The organism is Streptomyces sp. NPDC051109 (assembly GCF_044455885.1).
Taxonomy (GTDB): domain Bacteria; phylum Actinomycetota; class Actinomycetes; order Streptomycetales; family Streptomycetaceae; genus Streptomyces.
This window is the reverse complement of the sequence record NZ_JBITFF010000005.1, coordinates 298169-319238: the sequence shown is the minus strand read 5'-3', so window position 1 is coordinate 319238 and position 21070 is coordinate 298169. Positions and strand designations below refer to the sequence as shown.

Here is a 21070-nt window from a genome sequence, read left to right as displayed (position 1 = left end):
GTGCGGGAGACGGCGGAGGCCCCGCACCAACGGGTGCGGGGCCTCCGTGCGTTCAGGGCAGAGGGGGTCAGCCCTCGCTCACGCCCAGGCGCTCCAGGATGAGCTCCTTGACGCGGGCCGCGTCGGCCTGGCCGCGCGTGGTCTTCATGACCGCGCCGACCAGGGCGCCGACGGCCGCGATCTTGCCGCCGCGGATCTTGTCGGCGATGGCGGCGTTGCCCGCGATGGCCTCGTCCACGGCCGCGCCGAGCGCGCCCTCGTCCGAGACGACCTTCAGGCCGCGCTTCTCGACGACCTCGTCCGGGGTGCCCTCGCCGGCGAGGACGCCCTCGATGACCTGGCGGGCGAGCTTGTCGTTCAGGTCGCCGGCCGCGACCAGGGCCGCGACGCGGGCCACCTGGGCCGGGGTGATCGGCAGCTCGTCGACGACGACGCCCTGCTCGTTGGCGTTGCGGGCCAGCTCGCCCATCCACCACTTGCGGGCGGCCGCCGAATCGGCGCCCTCCTCGATGGTGGCGACGATGGAGTCCACCGCGCCCGCGTTGAGGATCGACTGCATGTCGTGCTCGGTGACGCCCCACTCCTCGCGGAGACGGTTGCGGCGCACGCGCGGCATCTCGGGCAGGCCGCCGCGCAGCTCCTCGACCCAGTCGCGGGCCGGGGCGACGGGGACCAGGTCGGGCTCCGGGAAGTACCGGTAGTCCTCGGCGTTGTCCTTGATGCGGCCGGCGGTGGTGGAGCCGTCCTCCTCGTGGAAGTGCCGGGTCTCCTGCACGATCGTGCCGCCGGACGACAGCACCGCCGCGTGGCGCTGGATCTCGAAGCGGGCCGCGCGCTCGACGGAGCGCAGCGAGTTGACGTTCTTCGTCTCGCTGCGCGTTCCGAACGCGGACTCGGGGGTCGGGCGCAGCGACAGGTTCACGTCGCAGCGCATCTGGCCCTTGTCCATGCGGGCCTCGGAGACGCCGAGCGCCTTGATGACCTCGCGCAGCTCGGCGACGTACGCCTTGGCGACCTCGGGGGCCCGTACGCCCGCGCCCTCGATCGGCTTGGTGACGATCTCGATGAGCGGGATGCCGGCGCGGTTGTAGTCCAGCAGGGAGTGGGACGCGCCGTGGATACGGCCGGTGGCGCCGCCGACGTGCAGCGACTTGCCGGTGTCCTCCTCCATGTGGGCGCGCTCGATCTCCACGCGGAAGATCTCGCCGTCCTCCAGCTGTACGTCGAGGTAGCCGTTGAAGGCGATCGGCTCGTCGTACTGGGAGGTCTGGAAGTTCTTCGGCATGTCCGGATAGAAGTAGTTCTTCCGGGCGAAGCGGCACCACTCGGCGATCTCGCAGTTCAGCGCGAGGCCGATCTTGATGGCCGACTCGACGCCGATCGCGTTGACGACGGGCAGCGAGCCGGGCAGACCGAGGCAGGTGGGGCAGGTCTGCGAGTTGGGCGCGGCGCCCAGCTCGGTCGAGCAGCCGCAGAACATCTTGGTCTTGGTGCCGAGCTCGACATGGACCTCAAGGCCCATGACGGGGTCGAACGAGGCGAGAGCGTCCTCGTACGACATCAGTTCGGTGAAGGTGGTCACGGTGAAACTTTCCCTCTCAGCCCAGCAGGACGTCGTCGTCGCCCAGGCGCTTCAGCTCGCGGTACAGGATCGCGAGGCCGGTGACGATGGCGGCGGCGGACACGACGGCGTCGACGAGCTTGAGCGTGTCGTGCTCGGTGCGGGCCTTCTTGACCTGCTTGATCACGCCGAGGGCGCCGAAGGCGGTGGTGCCCATCGACAGGTACGTACCGGTCTTGGACTTCTTGAAGCCCTTGGCCTTGGACAGTGCACTGGTGCTCACAGGGACGGTGCCTCCTCAAGCAGCGGGTGACCCCAGCGTGCGACGAAGGCCGCCTCCACGGCGGCGCCGACCTTGTACAGCCGGTCGTCCTTCATCGCCGGGGCGATGATCTGCAGCCCGACCGGCAGGCCGTCCTCCGGTGCCAGGCCGCAGGGGAGCGACATGGCGGAGTTGCCGGCCAGGTTGGTCGGGATGGTGCACAGGTCCGCGAGGTACATCGCCAGCGGGTCGTCGGTGCGCTCACCGATGGCGAAGGCGGTGGTCGGGGTCGTCGGGGAGACGATCACGTCGACCTGCTCGAAGGACTTCTCGAAGTCCCGGGTGATGAGCGTGCGGACCTTCTGGGCGGAGCCGTAGTACGCGTCGTAGTAGCCGGAGCTCAGCGCGTACGTACCCAGGATGATGCGGCGCTTGACCTCGTCGCCGAAGCCGGCTTCGCGGGTGAGCGCGGTGACGTCCTCGGCGGACTTGGTGCCGTCGTCGCCGACGCGCAGGCCGTAGCGCATGGCGTCGAAGCGGGCCAGGTTCGAGGAGCACTCGGACGGCGCGATCAGGTAGTACGCGGCCATCGCGAGGTCGAAGGAGGGGCAGTCCAGCTCGACGATCTCGGCGCCCAGCTCCTTGAGGAGCTCGACGGACTCGTTGAAGCGCTGGACGACGCCGGCCTGGTAGCCCTCGCCGGCGAACTGCTTGACGACGCCGACGCGCATGCCGGCGACGGAGCCGTTGCGGGCCGCCTCGACGACCGGCGGGACCGGGGCGTCGATGGAGGTGGAGTCCATCGGGTCGTGGCCGGCGATGACCTCGTGGAGGAGCGCCGCGTCCAGGACCGTCCGGGCGCAGGGCCCGCCCTGGTCGAGGGAGGAGGAGAAGGCGACCATGCCGTAGCGGGAGACGCCGCCGTAGGTGGGCTTCACGCCGACCGTGCCCGTGACGGAGGCGGGCTGGCGGATGGAGCCGCCGGTGTCCGTGCCGATGGCGAGCGGGGCCTGGAAGGCGGCCAGCGCGGCCGCGGAGCCGCCGCCGGAGCCGCCGGGGATGCGGGTGAGGTCCCACGGGTTGCCGGTGGGCCCGTACGCGCTGTTCTCGGTGGAGGACCCCATGGCGAACTCGTCCATGTTGGTCTTGCCGAGGATGACGACGTCGGCTTCCTTGAGCTTGCGCGTCAGGGTGGCGTCGTACGGCGGGATCCAGCCTTCGAGGATCTTCGAACCGACGGTGGTCGGGACCCCGACGGTGGTGAAGATGTCCTTGAGGGCGAGCGGGACGCCGGCCAGCGGGCCGAGCTTCTCGCCGCGCTCGCGCTTGGCGTCGACGGCGCGCGCCTGGGCGAGGGCGCCCTCGCGGTCGACGTGCAGGAAGGCGTGGACCTTCTCGTCGGTCGCGTCGATGCGGGCCAGGTGGGCCTCGGTGACCTCGACGGCCGTGAGCTCGCCGGAGGCGATCTTCTCGGCGGTCTCGGCGGCCGTGAGCTTGATGATCTGGTCAGTCATGGTGGTTAGTCCTCCCCCAGGATCTGCGGCACCTTGAAACGCTGCTGCTCCTGGGCGGGAGCGCCGGAAAGCGCCTGCTCGGGGGTGAGCGACGGTCGGACCTCGTCCGTGCGCATGACGTTCGTCAGCGGCAGCGGGTGGGAGGTCGGCGGGACGTCTTGGTCGGCGACCTCGGATACGCGGGCGACCGCGCCGATGATGTCGTCGAGCTGTCCGGCGAAGTGGTCCAGCTCTTCGCTCTTGAGCTCCAGACGTGCCAGCCGAGCGAGGTGGGCAACCTCCTCGCGCGTGATGCCAGGCATGCAGCGATCCTCTGGGGGTGGTGAGTGTGTAGTTTCGTGCCCAATCCTATGGGGCGGGGCCCCGGACCCACGAAACCGTTTCCCGCGGGCCTCGCCCCGGGCCCGGCGGGACCACGGGGCGGGGGGCCCGTACGGGTGCCTGTACCCGTGCCCGTACGGCTGCTCTTGCGCCTGCTCTTGCGCCTGCTCTTGCGGTTGCCGGCCGGCTACTGGGCCGGGGTTTCCGCCGGGGCCGGGGAGGCCGACAGCTCCGCCGTGATGTCGGCCGGACGGCGCCAGCCGCGCTCGCCGCGGGCCAGCAGCCAGGCCGTGGCCTCCTGCGGGGGCATGGCGGCCGCGACCAGCCAGCCCTGGACGGCGTCGCAGCCCAGGTCGCGCAGGCGCTCCCAGGTCTCGTCGTCCTCGACGCCCTCGGCGACGACGAGCAGGCCCAGCGAGTGAGCCAGGTCGACGGTGCAGCGGACGATCTCCGCGTCCTGTGCGTCCACCGCGAGCCGCGCCACGAACGAGCGGTCGATCTTCAGCTCGCTGACCGGCAGCCGCCGCAGGTGCACCAGGGAGGAGTAGCCCGTGCCGAAGTCGTCGAGCGACATCTTCACGCCGTGGCCGGTCAGGCCCGCCATGGTGTCGGCGGCCCGCTGCGGGTCCTCCAGCAGCACGTGTTCCGTTATCTCCAGCTGGAGTCCGCTGGCCGGGACCCCGTGCCGGGCCAGCCGGGCCGCGACGGCGCCCGCGAAGCCGGGGGTGTGGACGTCGCGCGGCGAGACGTTGACGGCGACCGGGACCTTCAGGCCCTGCGCCCGCCAGCGCGCCACCTGGGCGAGGGCCGTCTCCAGCACGTACTCGGTGAGGTGCGGCATCAGCCCCGAGGTCTCGGCGATCGCGATGAACTCGTCCGGCGACACCCGGCCGCGCTCCGGATGCACCCAGCGCACCAGCGCTTCGAGTCCGGCCACCTGGCCGTCGAAGCGGACCTTGGGCTGGTAGTGGAGTTCCACTTCGCCGGCGTCGAGGGCGCGGCGCAGATCTCCCAGGAGGCCGAGCCGGTCGGGCGTGTTGCTGTCGCGCTTGGACTCGTACACCTCCACGCCGGTGCGGTCGCGCTTCGCCTGGTACATCGCGACGTCGGCGCGGCGCAGCAGCCCCTCCGCGTCCAGCGCGTGGTCGGGGTAGACGGCGAGGCCGGCGCTGGCCTCCAGGACGAGGGTCAGGCCGTCCAGGTCGAGGGGGGAGCTGAGCTCGGCGACGAGGTGGCGGGCGACCCGCTGGGCACTGGTGGTGGAGTCGGCGACGGGCAGGAGCACGGCGAACTCGTCGCCGCCGAGGCGCGCGGCCTCGGCGTCCTCGGGCAGGGCCTGGCGGAGCCGGTCGGCGATCTGGAGCAGCAGCCGGTCACCGGCGAGATGGCCGAGCGTGTCGTTGACCGCGCGGAACCGGTCCAGGTCGATCAACACAAGAGCTGACCGGGTGCCCAAACGTTCAGCCTCGTCGAGAGCGGACCAGGCCCGCTCCAGCAGCCACTGCCGGTTCGGCAGACCCGTCAGGGGGTCGCGCAGCTGCTCCTCGGCGCGCGCCCGGGCGATCCACAGCGTGGAGTCCAGGGCGATCAGGGGCACGGCGAACAGCGGCAGCAGCACCGGCTGCGTCACGGCGACCACGCAGATCAGCGGGGCGATGCCGAGCAGGGCGACCGCCACTAACGCCTGGCGGAGCAGGGCGGTGCGGGCGACGGTGGGCAGGGCGCCGCCGCGCGGGGTCTGCGCGAGCCACAGCAGCGCCTTGGTGACCAGCAGGTAGGCGAGGGCCACCAGGACGATCTCGGGGACCGCCTCCAGCCCCCAGGAGGTCGGCCGCCACGGGGTCTCGACGGTCGGCGCCTCGCCGAACGCGGCGAGCACGAGCGCTCCCGCGCCGATGCCGAGGATGTCGGTGGCGCCGTGCAGCAGCCCCTGCCGCCAGCGGTGCCGGCGCGCGGCCCCGACCAGGGAGACCACCGCGAGCGAGACCAGCCCCGCCGGTACCCAGCCGTAGAGGACGAGCACGCCGAGGGTCAGCGCCGCGCCCGAACCGGTGCCGCCCCACCAGCGGTCGCGGCCCAGCGCGACGAGGTGGCCGACGATGATGCCGGTCAACAGGGCGAGCGCCCAGCCGACCGGGCCGCCGGGGAACAGGGCATGACGCTCACTCAGCGCGGAGGCGATGCCGATCGCGAGGACGACGGCGGACAGGCCCACGACGATGAACGGCAGCACGGTGCGCTGCGCCGCTCTGCCCGATCCCGTGCCGCCGTCGAGCGGGTGGGTGTCCGGCGTCCTGGCACCCAGGATCCCGAGTCGGCCCGTCCGCATGGACGGGATCTCCCCGCCGACATCAGGTGACGGGTCGGCGCTTTCGGTGGGTTTCATGCCCGTCCCTCTCACAGCCGGCAATGCCGATGCCACGCGATGGCCCCGATGTCATGCCATCACGGCAGGAAGCGCATCACGCAGCCGTGCACGACAGGCGCCCCCCTCAACAGTAGGACGCGAGAGGCCCCCAGGGGCAGCGGTCGGCGGCGGTTGCCCGAATGCGACCCAGCCATCCTCATCAGTACGGTATCCGCCGAACGGGTGAGTTTGGACCAGGACTCCCGGGCCACCCATCCGATGATCCGACAGGTCACCGCCCGGCGAACAGCCCTGTACCGGCCTTTTACCACCGGAGGTTGCGCCTGGCGTGCGCCCGCCCGTACGGCCGCACGCCACGCATCCGTTCGCCTTCGCTACTCCCCCGGTACGAGACGTGCGTGTCGGCCGGGGGTGTTACTCCGTTCCGGCGCCGCCATCCGCGGGGAGCGCCACCTCGCGCGCCGCGTCCGGGCCCTGTTCGAGCAGCACCGCGAAGCCCGCGTCGTCGAGGACGGCCAGTTTCAGCTGCATCGCCTTGTCGTACTTGGAGCCCGGGTTCTCGCCGACCACGACGAAGGAGGTCTTCTTCGAGACGGATCCGGTCACCTTGGCGCCGCGGCTCTGCAGGGCCTCCTTCGCCCCGTCACGCGTGTGGCTCAGCAAAGTGCCGGTGACGACGACGGTCAGGCCCTCCAGCGGGCGCGGCCCCTCCTCCTCGCCGGAACCCTCCTCCACCATCCGCACCCCGGCCTCCCGCCACTTGCGCAGGATCTCCTGGTGCCAGTCGACGGCGAACCACTCCTTGACCGCCGCCGCGATGATCGGTCCGACGCCCTCGGTGGCGGCGAGCTCCTCCTCGGTGGCCTGCTCGATCCGGTCGATCGAGCGGAACTCGCGGGCCAGGGTCTCCGCCGCGACGGGACCCACGTGCCGGATGGAGAGGCCGTTGATGAAGCGGGCCAGGGGGCGGTCCTTGGCGGCCGCGATGTTCTCCAGCATGGACAGGGCGTTCTTCTTCGGCTCGCCCTTCTGGTTGGCGAAGACCGTGACGACCTTCTCCTCGCCGGTCTTCGGATCGCGCTTGGGCAGCCCGCTGTCGGCGTCCAGGACGTACGCCTTGATGGGCAGCAGCTGCTCGATGGTGAGGCCGAAGAGGTCGCCCTCGTCGCGCATCGGCGGCTCGGCCGGCTCCAGCGGGTTGGTGAGCGCGGCCGCGGCCACCGCGCCGAAGTTCTCGATGTCCAGGCACTGGCGGCCGGCCAGGTAGAACAGCCGCTCGCGCAACTGGGCGGGGCACGTCTGCCCGTTGGGGCAGCGGAGGTCGATGTCGCCCTCCTTCATCGGCCGCAGCGCCGTCCCGCACTCGGGGCATTCGGCGGGCATGACGAACTCCCGCTCGGTGCCGTCGCGCAGGTCCACCACCGGGCCGAGGATCTCCGGGATGACGTCGCCGGCCTTGCGCAGCACCACGGTGTCCCCGATGAGAACGCCCTTAGCCTTGACGACCTCCTGGTTGTGCAGGGTCGCGAACTCGACCTCCGAGCCGGCCACCGTCACGGGCTCCACCTGTGCGTACGGCGTCACCCGGCCGGTGCGGCCGACGCCGACCTTGATGTCGACCAGCTTGGTGTTGACCTCTTCGGGGGCGTACTTCCACGCGATCGCCCAGCGCGGGGCGCGGGCCGTGGAGCCGAGGCGGCCCTGGAGCGGGATCTCGTCGAGCTTGACGACGACACCGTCGATCTCGTGCTCCACGGAGTGCCGGTTCTCGCCGAAGTAGGCGATGAACTCACGGACCTCCGCGAGCGAGGACACCGCCTTGTTGTGCCGGGCCGTGGGCAGGCCCCACTCGCCGAGCAGCTCGTACGCGTGGCTGAGCTTGTCGATCTCCAGGCCGACGCGCGCGCCGATGCCGTGCACCACCATGTGCAGCGGGCGGGTGGCGGTGACCTTCGGGTCCTTCTGGCGCAGTGAACCGGCCGCCGCGTTGCGCGGGTTGGCGAAGGGCTTGTCGCCGGCCTCGACGAGGCGCGCGTTGAGCTCCTCGAACTTCTCCATAGGGAAGAAGACCTCGCCGCGGATCTCGACCAGCTCGGGGACCCGGTCGCCCTTGAGGCGGTCCGGGATGTCCGCGATGGTGCGGACGTTGGGCGTGATGTCCTCGCCGGTGCGGCCGTCGCCGCGGGTGGCGGCCCGGGTCAGGCGGCCCTTCTCGTACGTGAGGTTGACGGCGAGGCCGTCCACCTTGAGCTCGCACAGGTAGTGGAAATCGGGGGTGTTGACGTCCCGGGCCACCCGTTCGGCCCAGGCCGCCAACTCCTCGTCGTCGAAGGCGTTGTCGAGGGAGAGCATGCGCTCCCGGTGCTCGACGGACGCGAAGTCCGTCTCGTAGGCCCCCGCCACCTTCTGGGTGGGCGAATCGGGGGTGCGCAGCTGCGGATACTGCTCCTCCAGCGCCTCCAGCGAGCGCAGCAGCTGGTCGAACTCGGCATCGCTGACGACCGGCTGGTCGTTCACGTAGTACCGGAAGCGGTGCTCCTCGACCTGCTCGGCCAGGAGCGCGTGCTGCTCACGCACCGCCGCCGGCGCCGTGCCGTCGCCGGCGTGCTTCTGTTCGGCTGCCATGTCGTGTCCTCCCGTGGCCCGTCTGTCTTCGTCACTCAGGGTTGTCGGCGAGCGACCTCGCCGCCCTGACGCAGTGCGCCTGCACGGCGCGGGCGTAGGCGGGCGAAGCACCCGCCAGACCGCACGCCGGGGTGACCACGACGGACTCCGCCAGAGTCCCCGGGGCCAGCCCCAGCCTGCGCCAGAGCCTCCTGACACCCATGACGCTACCGGCAGGGTCCGACAACGGGGCGTCGGTGCCCGGCACCACTCCGGCGAAGAGTTTCGTGCCGCCTTCGACGGCCTCGCCGATGGCGTCGTCCTCGCGCTCGGTGAGCAAGGAGAAATCGAACGACACACCCGCGGCGCCGGCCCGCCGGAGCAGCCCGAAGGGCACCTCGGGCGCGCAGGAGTGGACGACGACCTCCCCGTCGTGGACGGCGAACAGCTCGCGCAGGGTGCTCTCGACGACCTGCCGGTCGACGGCCCGGTAGGTCCGGTACTTGCTCGCGGACCGCACCCGCCCGAGCAGCACCGCGGTCAGGGAGGGCTCGTCGAGCTGGAGCACGATCTCGGCGCCGGGGATGCGCCTGCGCACGTCGGCCAGGTGGTCGCGCAGCCCCTCCGCGAGCGATCCGGCGAGGTCCCGGCAGGCGCCCGCGTCCTGGAGGACGGCCTCGCCGCCGTGCAGTTCCAGGGCGGTGGCCAGGGTCCACGGGCCGACTGCCTGGACCTTGAGCTTGCCGGTGTACCCCTGGGTGAACTCCTCCAGGGCGTCGAGGTCCTCGCCGAGCCAGGAACGGGCGCGCCGGGTGTCGCGCCCCGGGCGGTCGCTGATCCGCCAGCCGCTGGGCTCGACGTGGGCGTACATCTCGACGAGCAGCCCGAGGGAGCGGCCGATCATGTCCGCGCCGGGTCCGCGGGCGGGCAGCTCGGGGAGGTACGGGAAGTCCTCGAAGGACCCGGTGGCCGTCTTGGCGGCCTCGCGGGCGTCGCCGCCGGGCAGGGAGCCGACGCCGGTGGCGCCCGCGGTCATCGGCCGGGCCTGACGCTCAGGTCGTTGACCTCGGCGTCGCGCGGCAGGTCGACGGCCATCACGATCGTGGTCGCGACGGACTCGGGGTCGATCCACTGCGCGGGGTCGTACTCCTTCCCCTCCTGCGAGTGCACCTTGGCCTGCATGGCGGTCGCGGTCCGCCCGGGGTAGACGGAGGTGACGCGGACCCCGTTCGGCTTCTCCTCGGCGCGCAGGGAGTCGGCAAGGGCCTTGAGCCCGTGCTTGGAGGCGGCGTACGCGCTCCAGTCGGCGTGGGCGGTCAGGCCGGCGCCGGAGTTCACGAAGACCACCGTGGCGCGGGAGGCGCGCAGGGTGGGCAGCAGCAGCCGGGTGACCTCGGCGGGGGCGATCAGGTTCACGTTGAGCTGCTGGTGCCAGGTCTTGGGGCGCAGCTCGCCGACGGGGCCGAGGTCGACGATCCCGGCGATGTGCAGGAGCGAGTCGATCCGCTCCGGGATGGGCTGCTTGGAGAACGCCCACGAGAGCCGGTCGGGGTCGGAGAGGTCGCCGACGAGGGCGCGGGCGCCGGGGTAGCGCTCGACGAGCTGCTTGCCGCGGGCGGCGTCGCGGGCGAGCAGGACGAGGTCGTCGCCGCGGGCGTGGAGCCGGGCGGCGACGGCGGCGCCGATGCCCGCGCCGGCACCGGTGATCAGGTGAGTAGCCATGTGCCCCATGCTCGCAGGTCGCCGCCGCCGGGCAGGGCCTGGGACGTGTTGCCGCCCGCCGGTGGGGCGGCCCCGGCGTCCTGGGCGGCGCCGCCCAGGACGCCGCAGCGGTCCGGGCCGAGGATCAGAGCCCCGCGGCCGCGCGCAGGCCCGCCGCCGTCTTCGCGGCGTCGTACCCGGGCGGGACGCCGTCGACGAGGATGAGCTCGCCCGGGATGTGGCGGGCGCGCAGCGGGAGGAGGGCCTGGTAGGCGGGCGAGTCGTACCAGGCGCGGGCGCTCTCGATGTCCGGGAAGCCGAGGATCACGACGGTGCCGGGAAAGGGCCCTTCCATGACCTCGACCTCGGCTCCGTGCACGAGGAAGCGGCCCTCGAAGGGGTCCATCGTCGACTGGATCTCCTCGATGTAGCGCACGACGTCCTCGTTCATGGTCCCGGGGCGTAGGTGGGCGATGGCGTACGCGGTCATGGTCATGGCCTCCGGTCTCAAGCGCTGTGCAGGAGCGGTCTGTTGCTCCGATCCTCTCAGGGCGGCGGGGGGACGGCCATTACCTCCGGGGTCATGCCCCGACGGGCACCGGGCTGCCGGGCCGGAAGGTCCGGCGGTAGGCGATCGGGGAGATGCCCAGGGAGGCCCGCATGTGCTGGCGCAGCGAGTTGGCGGAGCCGAAGCCCGACCGGTGCGCGACCAGGTCGACCGGCAGGTCGCTGGACTCCAGCAACTGGCGGGCGAGTTCGAGGCGCTGGACGGTGAGCCACTGCACCGGGGTCATGCCCACCTCGTCGCGGAACCGCCGGGTGAAGGTGCGCAGGCTCATCCGGGCGTGGGCGGCCAGCTCGGCCAGCGCGACCGGTTCGGCGAGCCGCTCAAGGGCCCAGGCGCGGGTGGCGGTGGTGGTGGCGACGGTGGGTTCGGGGACGGGCCGGTCGATGTACTGGGCCTGCCCGCCGTCCCGCCACGGCGGTACGACGCACAGCCGCGCGGCGCGGTTGGCGACGGCGGTGCCGTGGTCGGCGCGGATGAGGTAGAGGCACAGGTCGATGCCGGCGGCGACGCCCGCCGAGGTGAGGATGGAGCCGTCGTCGACGAAGAGCACGTCCTCGTCGAGGAGGACCCGCGGGAAGGCCCGCTGGAACTCCGGGGCGTGCACCCAGTGCGTGGTGGCGCGCCGCCCGTCGAGCATGCCGGCGGCGGCCAGCACCTCGGAGCCGGTGCAGATGGACACGATCCGGGTGCCGGGCCGGATCCCGGCGAGGGCGTCGGCGAGGGCCCGCGGCAGGGGCTCGCCGCGCAGCAGCCCGGGCATGGCGTGGGTGGGCGGGACGATCACCGTGTCGGCCGCGGCGAGGGCCTCGGGACCCGCCGTGACGCCGATGGTGAAGCCCGCGTCGCTGGTCACGGGCTGTCCGTCGGCGGTGCAGACGGTGACCTCGTACAGCTGGGCGCCGTCCGCGAGGCGGGCGTTCCCGAACACCCGGGAGGGCATCCCGAGCTCGAACGGGGCGACGCCTTCGAGGGCGAGTACGGCAACACGATGCAAAACGGACATGGCCAGATCCTGTCACATGGTGGCCGTACGGCCAACACCATGCGGGGCCGTCGGCGGCCAAGCTGAGTGCATCGGCCGGGAAGACCGGCCCTGAATGCACCTGAGGAGACAGTCATGCGCGCGGTCGTCGTGAGCCAGTGGGGCGGACCCGAGGTTCTCACCGAGGTCGAGACGGAGCGGCCCGAGCCGGGTCTGAACGAGATCCTGGTACGGGTCCACGCGGCCGGCGTGAACCCGGTGGACTGGAAGACCCGGGCCAGCGGCGGCCTCATCGGCTGGGGCGAGGTCCCGATGGTCGGCTGGGACGTCTCGGGCACCGTCGAGGCGGTCGGCCCGGGCGTGACCCTGTACCGCGAGGGCGACGAGGTGTACGGCATGCCGAACTTCCCGCGGCAGGCGGGCGGCTATGCCGAGTACGTGGTCGCCCCGGCCCGGCACTTCGCCCGCAAGCCGGCCTCCCTGGACCACGTGCAGGCGGCGGCCCTGCCGCTGGCGGCGCTGACCGCCTGGCAGGCCCTGGTGGACACGGCCGGGGTCGCGGCCGGGCAGCGGGTGCTGGTGCACGCGGCGGCCGGCGGGGTCGGCCACCTGGCCGTGCAGATCGCCAAGGCCCGCGGGGCGTACGTCATCGGCACGGCGAGCGAGGGCAAGCACGAGCTGCTGCGCGAGCTGGGCGCCGACGAGGTGATCGACTACCGCACCACCGACTTCGAGGACGCCGTCACCGACGTCGACGTCGTGATCGACGCCGTCGGCGGGGACCACGGGCAGCGCTCGCTCAAGGTGCTGAGGCCCGGCGGACACCTGGTGACCCTGCCCGGCCCGGACGGCCTCCCGGCCGACCCTCAGGGCGTGCACGCGTCCTGGGTCCTGGTGGAGCCGGACCTGAAGGGCCTGGAGGAGATCGCCGCCCTCGCCGACCAGGGCCTGCTCAAGCCCCTGATCGACACGGTGCTGCCGCTGGAGCAGGCGGCGAAGGCCCACGAGATCGGCGAGCGCGGCCGGACCACCGGAAAGATCGTCCTGACGGTCGTCTAGGGCGTGTCCTGTCGATCACGCCGCGAGCCCGGTGTGATCGGCGAGACACCCCCTGGGCCGGGTCACACGGACGCGGCCGCGGCCCGGGTGGTCGTCGCGATGGTGGCGGAGCCGACCACGCGCGTGCCGTCGTACAGCACGATCGCCTGGCCGGGGGCGACCCCCCGAACCGGCTCCGTGAAGCGCACCCGCAGCTCGCCGTCCACGAGCTCGGCGAAGACCTCGGTCTCGCCGCCGTGGGCGCGCAGCTGCGCGGTGTACGTGCCCGGGGCGGCGGCCGTGGAGCCGCACCAGCGGGGCCGGATCGCGGTCAGGGCGCTGACGTCGAGGGCCTCGACGGGGCCGACGGTGACGGTGTTGTTCACCGGGGAGATGTCGAGGACGTAGCGCGGCTTGCCGTCGGGGGCCGGGTGGCCGATCCGAAGGCCCTTGCGCTGGCCGATGGTGAAGCCGAAGGCGCCCTCGTGGGTGCCGACCTTCTCGCCGGTCTCCCCGTCGACGATGTCGCCCTCCGCCTTGCCCAGCCGGCTCGCGAGGAAGCCCTGGGTGTCGCCGTCGGCGATGAAGCAGATGTCGTGGCTGTCGGGCTTCTTCGCCACGGCCAGGCCGCGCTCCTCGGCCTCGGCGCGGATCTCTTCCTTGGTGGTGAGGGTGTCGCCGAGCGGGAACAGCGCGTGGGCCAGCTGCTTCTCGTCGAGTACGCCGAGGACGTACGACTGGTCCTTCGCCATGTCGGAGGCGCGGTGCAGCTCGCGCGAGCCGTCCTCGTTCAGGACGACGGTGGCGTAGTGGCCGGTGCAGACGGCGTCGAAGCCGAGGGCGAGGGCCTTGTCGAGCAGCGCCGCGAACTTGATCTTCTCGTTGCAGCGCAGGCAGGGGTTCGGGGTGCGCCCGGCCTCGTACTCGGAGATGAAGTCCTCCACGACGTCCTCGCGGAAGCGTTCGGCGAGGTCCCACACGTAGAACGGGATGCCGATGACGTCGGCGGCGCGGCGGGCGTCGCGGGAGTCCTCGATGGTGCAGCAGCCGCGGGCGCCGGTCCGGAAGGACTGCGGGTTCGCGGAGAGCGCGAGGTGGACGCCGGTCACGTCGTGCCCGGCTTCGACGGCGCGGGCGGCGGCGACGGCGGAGTCCACGCCGCCGGACATGGCGGCCAGGACGCGAAGGGGGCGATCGGTGCGCGGCAGGTTCTGAGTCATAGCACCGTCCAGAGTACGGGGGAACCGGCCGGGGTCACAGCGCGTTATCACGTGCAGGGGGTGGATCACATGGGGAGCAAGGTCGGGACCCCGCCGAAGGCCGGGCCGCGCAGGACCCGCCGGGCGGTGCTGTTCGGGGGGCTGGGGGTCTTCACGGTGGCGGCGATCGCCGGGCAGGACGAGCTGCGGCGCGCCTGGTGGCTGCTGCCGGGCGTGGGCAAGCCCCGCAAGGAGGGCGAGGTGGACCACCCGGGCGTGGGCTGGACGTCGGCCTCGCCGGCGAACTGGCGGATGGCGGACCGGCCCGATGACTACCGGGTGGACCGCATTGTCGTGCATGTCACGCAGGGCAGCTTCGCGACCTCGGTGGACGCCTTCAGGAATCCGTTCCACCAGGCGTCGGCGCACTACATAGTCGGCCAGGACGGGCGCGTGGAGCAGATGGTGCGCGAGATGGACGTCGCCTTCCACTCGGGCAACCGCTCGATGAACGAGCGCAGCGTGGGCATCGAGCACGAGGGCTTCGTGGACCGGCCGCAGGATTTCACGGCCGTGATGTACGCGGCCTCCGCCCGGCTGGCCGCCGACGTCTGCCGCCGGTACGGCATACCCGTGGACCGTAGGCACATAGTCGCCCACTCCGAGGTCCCGGGCACGGACCACACCGACCCGGGCCCCCACTGGGACTGGGACCGGTACCTCGGCCTGGTCCGCTCGGAGCTCGCGGCGGCCCCCGTCCCCGCCGGGGGCCAGGGGTGACACCCGAAAGCGGCCTCCTGGGAGGGCACCCCCCTGCGGCTTAGCTGAGACCTGCCGTGCGGGCCCGTTCGACCGCCGGGCCGATGGCCGCGGCCACGGCCGCGACGTCCTCCTTGGTGGAGGTGTGGCCGAGGGAGAAGCGCAGGGTGCCGCGGGCCAGCTGCGGATCGGTGCCGGTGGCCAGCAGGACGTGGCTGGGCTGGGCCACGCCGGCGGTGCAGGCGGAGCCGGTGGAGCACTCGATGCCCTGGGCGTCCAGCAGGAGCAGCAGGGAGTCGCCCTCGCAGCCGGGGAAGCTGAAGTGCGCGTTGGCCGGGAGCCGGTTTTCCGGGTCGCCGCCGAGGACGGCGTCGGGCACTTCGCGGAGCACGGCGGCGACCAGTTCGTCGCGCAGCGCGCCGATCTCGGCGGCGAACCGCTCGCGCCGTTCGGCGGCGATCACGGCGGCCACCGCGAAGGCGGCGACGGCGGGCACGTCGAGGGTGCCGGAGCGTACGTGCCGCTCCTGGCCGCCGCCGTGCAGGACGGGTACGGGGCTCTGGTCGCGGCCGAGCAGCAGCGCGCCGATGCCGTACGGGCCGCCGATCTTGTGGCCGCTGACGGTCATCGCGGCGAGGCCGCTGTCGCCGAAGCGGACGTCCAGCTGCCCGAGGGCCTGGACGGCGTCGGAGTGCAGGGGGATCGCGAACTCGCGGGCCACGTCGGCCAGTTCGCTTACCGGCATGACGGTGCCGATCTCGTTGTTGGCCCACATGACGGTGGCCAGGGCCACGTCGTCGGGGTTGCGGGCGATGGCCTCGCGGAGGTCCTCGGGGTGCACGCGGCCGTAGCGGTCGACGGGGAGGTACTCGACGCGGGCGCCCTCGTGCTCGCCGAGCCAGTGGACGGCGTCGAGGACGGCGTGGTGCTCGACGGGGCTCGCGAGCACCCGGGTCCGGGCGGGGTCCTGGTCGCGGCGGGCCCAGTAGAGGCCCTTGACGGCGAGGTTGTCCGCCTCCGTGCCGCCCGCGGTGAAGACCACCTCGCTCGGGCGGGCGCCGAGCGCCTCGGCGAGGGCCTCGCGGGCCTCCTCGACGGTACGGCGGGCACGGCGGCCGGCGGCGTGGAGGGAGGACGCATTACCCGTGGCGGCGAACTGCGCGGTCATCGCCGCAGCGGCCTCCGGGAGCATCGGGGTGGTGGCGGCGTGGTCGAGGTAGGCCATGATCCCCTGATTCTACGAGTCCCCTCCCCGGCCCCGGACCCCCCGGGGCGGCGGGGGCCCGGAGCGGCAGGTTCCGGGGGTCAGCGCGGGGCGCGGGCCAGTTGGCGGGACTGGGCCACCAAGTGGTCCGTGGAGTCCCAGACCTCGGCGTCCTCCTCCAGGAAGCCGCCGGCCAGGTTCCGCGTGGTGATGGAGATCCGCAGCGGGCCCGGGGCCGGGCGCCGGCGCACGTGCGCGGTGAGCTCGATGGTCGGGCTCCAGCCCATCAGGCCCAGGTCGAAGCAGGTCGGCGGCAGGGCGTCCACCGCGAGCAGCATCGACAGCGGATCGGCGTCGCGGCCGTCGGCCAGCTCGAACCAGGCCCGCATCTCGCCCTTGCCGGACGGCGCGCCGAGCGCCCAGCCCGCCGTCGCCGGGTCCAGCCGCAGCCGGAGCCGGTCCACGATCGCGTTGCTGCCGGGGATCGGGGCCGGGCCGGCCTCCGGGCCCAGGCAGTCCTCGTACGCGGGGAACACCGGCGCGACGGCGGTGGTGCGGACGTCGTCGGGGAGGGAGGCGAGGTCGCCGTACGAGGCGACGACCCGGATCCGCTCGATCTCGGCGCCGCTCTCGTCGTACTGGAAGAGCGAGGCCTGGCCGGTGGAGAGGGTGCGCCCGACGCGGACGACCTCGGTGCGGATCACGGCGGGGCCGGGCACCGACGAGGTCAGGTAGTGGGCGGAGACGCTGAACGGGTCCGGGTGCGGCAGGGCCGCCGACAGGGCCCGGCCGACCAGGGCCAGCAGGTAGCCGCCGTTCACGGCGGTGATGATCGTCCATCCGGCAGAGAGCTCCGCGTCGTACACGCCGGGCTCGTCCGCGCGCGGGGCGACGGCGGTGTCCCGGTCGAATTCGCTGTCGCCGATGGAGGCCTGGGTCGCTGCGTATGCCATGGATTCGAGCCTACCGCCGGCTACTACTAAGCGGTAGCTTTCCTTTGCTACATGCTGGTTACGGCTCTTCGGCCACCGAGGAGCGGCGGTTCCAGGCCAGCGGGGCCCGCCAGTGGTAGCGCATGGCGAGGAGCCGCAGCACGAACGTGGTGATGATCGCCGCGGCGGTGGTCGCGGCGTTGAGCATGTGGAAGGCGATGGACAGCGCCACCATCGCGGCGCCGACGATGGCGGGGACGGCGTACATCTCGCGGTCGCGCAGCAGCGAAGGCACCTCGTTGGCCAGCACATCGCGCAGGACGCCCCCGCCGACGGCGGTGACGACGCCCAGCGCGGCGGACGCGGTGAGCCCGAGACCGAACTCGTACGCCTTGGTCGTGCCCGTCACGCAGAAGAGGGCGAGACCCGCGGCGTCGAACACGTTGATGGCCCGGTTGATGCGCTGCACCTCGGGATGCAGGAAGAAGACGCACGCCGCGGCGATCAGCGGGGTGACGAAGAAGCTGAGCTCGCCGAAGGCGGCCGGCGGGACGGCGCCGATGACGAGGTCGCGGAAGAGGCCGCCGCCGAGGGCGGTGGCCAGCGCGAGGACGCAGATGCCGAAGACGTCGAAGTTCTTGCGGACGGCGAGCAGGGCGCCCGCGGTGGCGAAGACGAAGATGCCGGCGAGGTCCAGGGCATGCTGGATCCCGGGCGGGAAGAGATCGTGGAGCACTGCCCTATTGTGCCGTTCGCCCGGCCGGGAGTTCGACGGGTACGCGGCCCGCCGCCCCGGGCGGAAACACGGCCGCCGTCCCGGGGCGCAGGGCTCCGGGACGGCGGGTGCTTACTCCGAGACCGTGGCCAGGGCTTCCGCGGCGCCCGGCAGGGCCGGGTCCCCCGGGGCCTGGTCGGCGGCGTTCTCCGGGTGGTGGCAGGCCACCTGGTGGCCCGTGGCCAGCGCCAGCATCGGCGGCTCCTGCGTCGTGCAGATCTGCGTGGCCTTCCAGCACCGCGTGTGGAACCGGCAGCCGGAGGGCGGCGAGATCGGCGACGGGACGTCGCCCTTCAGCAGGATGCGGCCGCTCTTCGCGCCCCGGCGGCGGGGATCCGGCACCGGCACGGCCGACAGCAGCGCCTTGGTGTACGGGTGCATCGGGTTTTCGTACAGCGACTTGCGGTCGGTCAGCTCCACGATCTTGCCGAGGTACATCACCGCGATGCGGTCCGAGACGTGCCGGATGACCGACAGGTCGTGCGCGATGATCACGTACGTGAGGCCCAGCTCCTCCTGGAGGTCGTCCAGCAGGTTCACCACCTGGGCCTGGATCGACACGTCCAGCGCCGAGACCGGCTCGTCGGCGACGACCAGCTTCGGCTTCAGGGCCAGCGCGCGGGCGATGCCGATGCGCTGGCGCTGGCCGCCCGAGAACTCGTGCGGGTACCGGTTGTAGTGCTCCGGGTTGAGGCCCACCAGGGACAGCAGGCGCTGCACCTCCGCCTTGAGCCCGCCCTCCGGCTGGACGCCCTGGAGCTTGAAGGGGGCGCCGACGATCGTGCCGACCGTGTGCCTCGGGTTCAGCGAGCCGTACGGGTCCTGGAAGATCATCTGCACGTCGCGGCGCAGCGGACGCATTCCGGAGACACCGAGGTGCGTGATGTCGCGCCCCTCGAACTCGACCGTGCCGCCCGTGGGCTCCAGCAGGCGCGTGATGAGCCGGCCCATCGTCGACTTGCCGCAGCCGGACTCGCCGACCACGCCCAGCGTCTCACCGCGCCGGACGTCGAAGTCGATGCCGTCCACGGCCTTGACGGCCCCGACCTGCCTGCGCAGCAGCCCCTTGTTGATGGGGAAGTGCTTGACCAGGCCGGTCACCTTCAGCAGCGGTTCCTCGGAGGTGTCCGTCTTCTTCATGTCGGTCACAGCTTCGGCGCAATCTCTTCGGTCCAGATCCGGGTCCGCTCCTCCTGCGACATGTGGCAGGCGGACCAGTGCCGGCTGTCGTCCTCGGTGAGCTCGGGCCGCTGGGTGCGGGTGATGCCGCCCTTGGGGACGTCGGCGTACGGGCAGCGCGGGTTGAAGGCGCAGCCGCTCGGGATGTTGATGAGGCTGGGCGGCGAGCCCTTGACCGGGATCAGGCGCTCGGTCTGGTCGCGGTCGATGCGCGGCATGGACCCGAGCAGGCCCCAGGTGTAGGGGTGGCGGGGTTCGTAGAACACCTTCTCGGCGGTGCCGCGCTCGACGCACCGGCCGCCGTACATCACGAGGATGTCGTCGGCCATCTCGGCGACCACGCCGAGGTCGTGCGTGATCATGATGACCGCGGACCCGAACTCCTTCTGGAGGTCGCGGATCAGGTCGAGGATCTGCGCCTGGACGGTGACGTCGAGGGCGGTGGTCGGCTCGTCCGCGATGAGCAGTTCGGGGTTGTTGACCAGAGCCATCGCGATCATCGCGCGCTGGCGCATACCGCCCGAGAACTCGTGCGGGTACGCGTCCACGCGCCGGTGGGGCTCGGGGATGCCGACGCGGTCGAGCATCTCGACCGCCCGGGTGCGGGCGGTCTTCTTGTCGACGCCCTGGTGGGTCCGGTACGCCTCGATGATCTGCTTGCCGACCGAGTAGTACGGGTGCATCGCGGACAGCGGGTCCTGGAAGACCATCGCCATCTTGCGGCCGCGCAGCCTGCGCACGTGGTCGGCGTCGGCCCGTACGAGGTCCTCGCCGTCGAGCACGACCTGGCCCGAGATGTGCGGGCGGCTGCGGGCGTTGCCGGTGCGGTGCAGGCCCATGATGGCCAGCGAGGTCACCGACTTGCCGGAGCCGGACTCGCCGACGATCCCGAGCGTCTTGCCGCGCTCCAGGTCGAAGGAGAGTCCGTCGACGGACTTGACCAGGCCGTCGTCGGTCGGGAAGTGCACCTTGAGGTCGCGCACGGAGAGGAAGGCCGTGTCGGACGGCGGCCCGGCCTGCTCGGGCACGAACGCGGGCCCGCTGCCGGTGGTGGGGTTCTCGGTCACGTCAGCCTCACGCGCGGGTCGATGACGGCGTACAGCAGGTCCACGATCAGGTTGGCCATCACCACGAACAGCGCGGCGAGCAGGGTGACGCCCATGATCACGGGCAGGTCGCCCTGGCCGATGGCGGCCACGGCCGCCGTCCCCAGACCCTGGAAGTTGAAGGTCGTCTCGGTGAGCACCGCGCCGCCGAGGAGCCCGCCGAGGTCGAGGCCGAACATCGTGACGATCGGGGTGAGGGTGGAGCGCAGGGCGTGCTTGCGGATGACCACGCCCTCCTTGAGTCCCTTGGCGCGGGCGGTGCGGATGTAGTCCTCGCCGAGGACCTCCAGCATCGTGGCGCGGGTGATGCGGGCGTAGGTGGCGGCGAAGAGGAAGGCCAGGGTGACCCAGGGCAGGATCAGGGAGTTGAGCCAGGCCACCGGATCCTCGGTGAGCGGTCTGTAGTTGGACACGTCCAGCCAGCCGAGGCCGTAGACGAAGATCGCTGGAGCCACCATGCCGGTGAAGAAGATCGGCAGGGAGACGCCGGCGAGCGCGCCGACCATCACCGTGCGGTCGATGGCGGTCCGGCGTTTGAGCGCCGAGACCACGCCGGTGGCCACACCGGCGATCACCCAGATGACCGCCGCGCCGAGGGCCAGCGAGAGGGTGACCGGCATGCGGTCGACCATGGTCTCCCAGACGGGCGCCTCGGTCTTGAAGGAGTATCCGAAGCAGGGGGCGGCACAGTGGGTGACATCGGTGCCGCCGTCGTAGTCACGGCCGACGAAGATGCCCTTGACGAAGGTCAGGTACTGCTCGGAGATGGGCTTGTCGAAGCCCATCTTCACGCGGATGCCCGCCAGGGCGGTCTCGTTGGTCTCGCGGCCGGCGTACATCAGGGCCGGATCGCTGCCTGTGATCTTGGGGACCGCGAAGAAGATGCCGAAGGTGACGATGGAGACCACCAGCAGCGTGGCGACGACGTTGAACATTCGCCGTATGAGGTAGACGAGCACTGCAGTCGGCCGCCCGGGGCGGGCGGCTGCCGTCCCTC

General features: G+C 72.1%; 19 protein-coding genes. 2 read left to right on the top strand and 17 right to left on the bottom strand.

The genetic code is table 11. The features are described 5' to 3' along the window. Positions 1 to 67: 67 nt before the first annotated feature. The 10 genes from gatB to ACIBAD_RS12550 all read right to left on the bottom strand — a co-directional run bounded on the left by gatB (position 68) and on the right by ACIBAD_RS12550 (position 11902). Positions 68 to 1561, bottom strand: a complete 1494-nt coding sequence (gatB, locus tag ACIBAD_RS12595; protein ID WP_134074377.1) for an Asp-tRNA(Asn)/Glu-tRNA(Gln) amidotransferase subunit GatB — start codon at positions 1559 to 1561, stop codon at positions 68 to 70. A gap of 37 nt (positions 1562 to 1598) precedes the next feature. Further along, on the bottom strand, positions 1599 to 1778 hold the full coding sequence (locus ACIBAD_RS12590) for a hypothetical protein (protein WP_229345000.1): 180 nt from the start codon (positions 1776 to 1778) through the stop codon (positions 1599 to 1601). A 62-nt stretch (positions 1779 to 1840) separates the two neighbouring features. After that, positions 1841 to 3337 carry an Asp-tRNA(Asn)/Glu-tRNA(Gln) amidotransferase subunit GatA gene (gene gatA, locus ACIBAD_RS12585; RefSeq protein WP_053691155.1) on the bottom strand — a complete coding sequence of 499 codons (1497 nt, stop codon included), beginning with the start codon at positions 3335 to 3337 and terminating at the stop codon, positions 1841 to 1843. Between the two features lie 5 nt (positions 3338 to 3342). After that, positions 3343 to 3639, bottom strand: a complete 297-nt coding sequence (gene gatC, locus ACIBAD_RS12580; protein WP_134070965.1) for an Asp-tRNA(Asn)/Glu-tRNA(Gln) amidotransferase subunit GatC — start codon at positions 3637 to 3639, stop codon at positions 3343 to 3345. Positions 3640 to 3845: 206 nt separating this feature from the next. Beyond that, positions 3846 to 5987, bottom strand: a complete 2142-nt coding sequence (locus tag ACIBAD_RS12575) for a putative bifunctional diguanylate cyclase/phosphodiesterase (protein ID WP_398906425.1) — start codon at positions 5985 to 5987, stop codon at positions 3846 to 3848. A 453-nt stretch (positions 5988 to 6440) separates the two neighbouring features. Then, positions 6441 to 8651, bottom strand: coding sequence for an NAD-dependent DNA ligase LigA (gene ligA, locus ACIBAD_RS12570; RefSeq protein ID WP_398906275.1), 2211 nt, complete (start codon positions 8649 to 8651; stop codon positions 6441 to 6443). Positions 8652 to 8682: 31 nt separating this feature from the next. Then, positions 8683 to 9666 carry a methionine synthase gene (locus ACIBAD_RS12565; RefSeq protein ID WP_398906273.1) on the bottom strand — a complete coding sequence of 328 codons (984 nt, stop codon included), beginning with the start codon at positions 9664 to 9666 and terminating at the stop codon, positions 8683 to 8685. After that, entirely contained in the window at positions 9663 to 10352 is a 690-nt protein-coding gene (locus ACIBAD_RS12560) for an SDR family oxidoreductase (RefSeq protein ID WP_134070971.1), read from the bottom strand. The genes ACIBAD_RS12565 and ACIBAD_RS12560 overlap by 4 nt, the downstream gene beginning before the upstream one ends. A 124-nt stretch (positions 10353 to 10476) precedes the next feature. Next, complete coding sequence (locus tag ACIBAD_RS12555; protein WP_134074378.1) at positions 10477 to 10821, bottom strand: DUF1330 domain-containing protein; 345 nt, start codon at positions 10819 to 10821, stop codon at positions 10477 to 10479. A 91-nt stretch (positions 10822 to 10912) separates the two neighbouring features. Further along, complete coding sequence (locus tag ACIBAD_RS12550; RefSeq protein ID WP_398906270.1) at positions 10913 to 11902, bottom strand: GlxA family transcriptional regulator; 990 nt, start codon at positions 11900 to 11902, stop codon at positions 10913 to 10915. Positions 11903 to 12016: 114 nt separating this feature from the next. Between ACIBAD_RS12550 and ACIBAD_RS12545 the strand changes: the two genes are divergently transcribed. Then, the gene (locus ACIBAD_RS12545; RefSeq protein ID WP_134070975.1) at positions 12017 to 12940 is read left to right on the top strand and encodes an NADP-dependent oxidoreductase; all 924 of its coding nucleotides are present in this window, start codon (positions 12017 to 12019) and stop codon (positions 12938 to 12940) included. Between the two features lie 62 nt (positions 12941 to 13002). Here the strand turns inward: ACIBAD_RS12545 and mnmA are convergent, their stop codons facing one another. After that, positions 13003 to 14139, bottom strand: coding sequence for a tRNA 2-thiouridine(34) synthase MnmA (gene mnmA, locus ACIBAD_RS12540; protein WP_398906267.1), 1137 nt, complete (start codon positions 14137 to 14139; stop codon positions 13003 to 13005). A gap of 69 nt (positions 14140 to 14208) precedes the next feature. On the opposite strand from mnmA, the gene ACIBAD_RS12535 reads away from it, so the two are divergent. Beyond that, complete coding sequence (locus tag ACIBAD_RS12535) at positions 14209 to 14898, top strand: N-acetylmuramoyl-L-alanine amidase (protein ID WP_398906265.1); 690 nt, start codon at positions 14209 to 14211, stop codon at positions 14896 to 14898. Between the two features lie 40 nt (positions 14899 to 14938). Here the strand turns inward: ACIBAD_RS12535 and ACIBAD_RS12530 are convergent, their stop codons facing one another. The 6 genes from ACIBAD_RS12530 to ACIBAD_RS12505 form a co-directional block, all read right to left on the bottom strand. Beyond that, complete coding sequence (locus tag ACIBAD_RS12530; protein ID WP_398906263.1) at positions 14939 to 16102, bottom strand: cysteine desulfurase family protein; 1164 nt, start codon at positions 16100 to 16102, stop codon at positions 14939 to 14941. An 80-nt stretch (positions 16103 to 16182) separates the two neighbouring features. Then, positions 16183 to 17034 carry a thioesterase family protein gene (locus tag ACIBAD_RS12525; RefSeq protein ID WP_134070983.1) on the bottom strand — a complete coding sequence of 284 codons (852 nt, stop codon included), beginning with the start codon at positions 17032 to 17034 and terminating at the stop codon, positions 16183 to 16185. Between the two features lie 58 nt (positions 17035 to 17092). Then, positions 17093 to 17749: a trimeric intracellular cation channel family protein gene (locus tag ACIBAD_RS12520; protein WP_398906261.1), complete on the bottom strand. Its 657-nt coding sequence runs from the start codon at positions 17747 to 17749 to the stop codon at positions 17093 to 17095. A 111-nt stretch (positions 17750 to 17860) separates the two neighbouring features. Further along, complete coding sequence (locus ACIBAD_RS12515) at positions 17861 to 18928, bottom strand: dipeptide ABC transporter ATP-binding protein (protein ID WP_134070987.1); 1068 nt, start codon at positions 18926 to 18928, stop codon at positions 17861 to 17863. A gap of 5 nt (positions 18929 to 18933) precedes the next feature. Continuing rightward, positions 18934 to 20034, bottom strand: coding sequence for an ABC transporter ATP-binding protein (locus ACIBAD_RS12510; RefSeq protein WP_398906258.1), 1101 nt, complete (start codon positions 20032 to 20034; stop codon positions 18934 to 18936). Further along, positions 20031 to 21032, bottom strand: coding sequence for an ABC transporter permease (locus ACIBAD_RS12505; RefSeq protein ID WP_134070989.1), 1002 nt, complete (start codon positions 21030 to 21032; stop codon positions 20031 to 20033). The genes ACIBAD_RS12510 and ACIBAD_RS12505 overlap by 4 nt, the downstream gene beginning before the upstream one ends. Positions 21033 to 21070 lie beyond the last annotated feature (38 nt).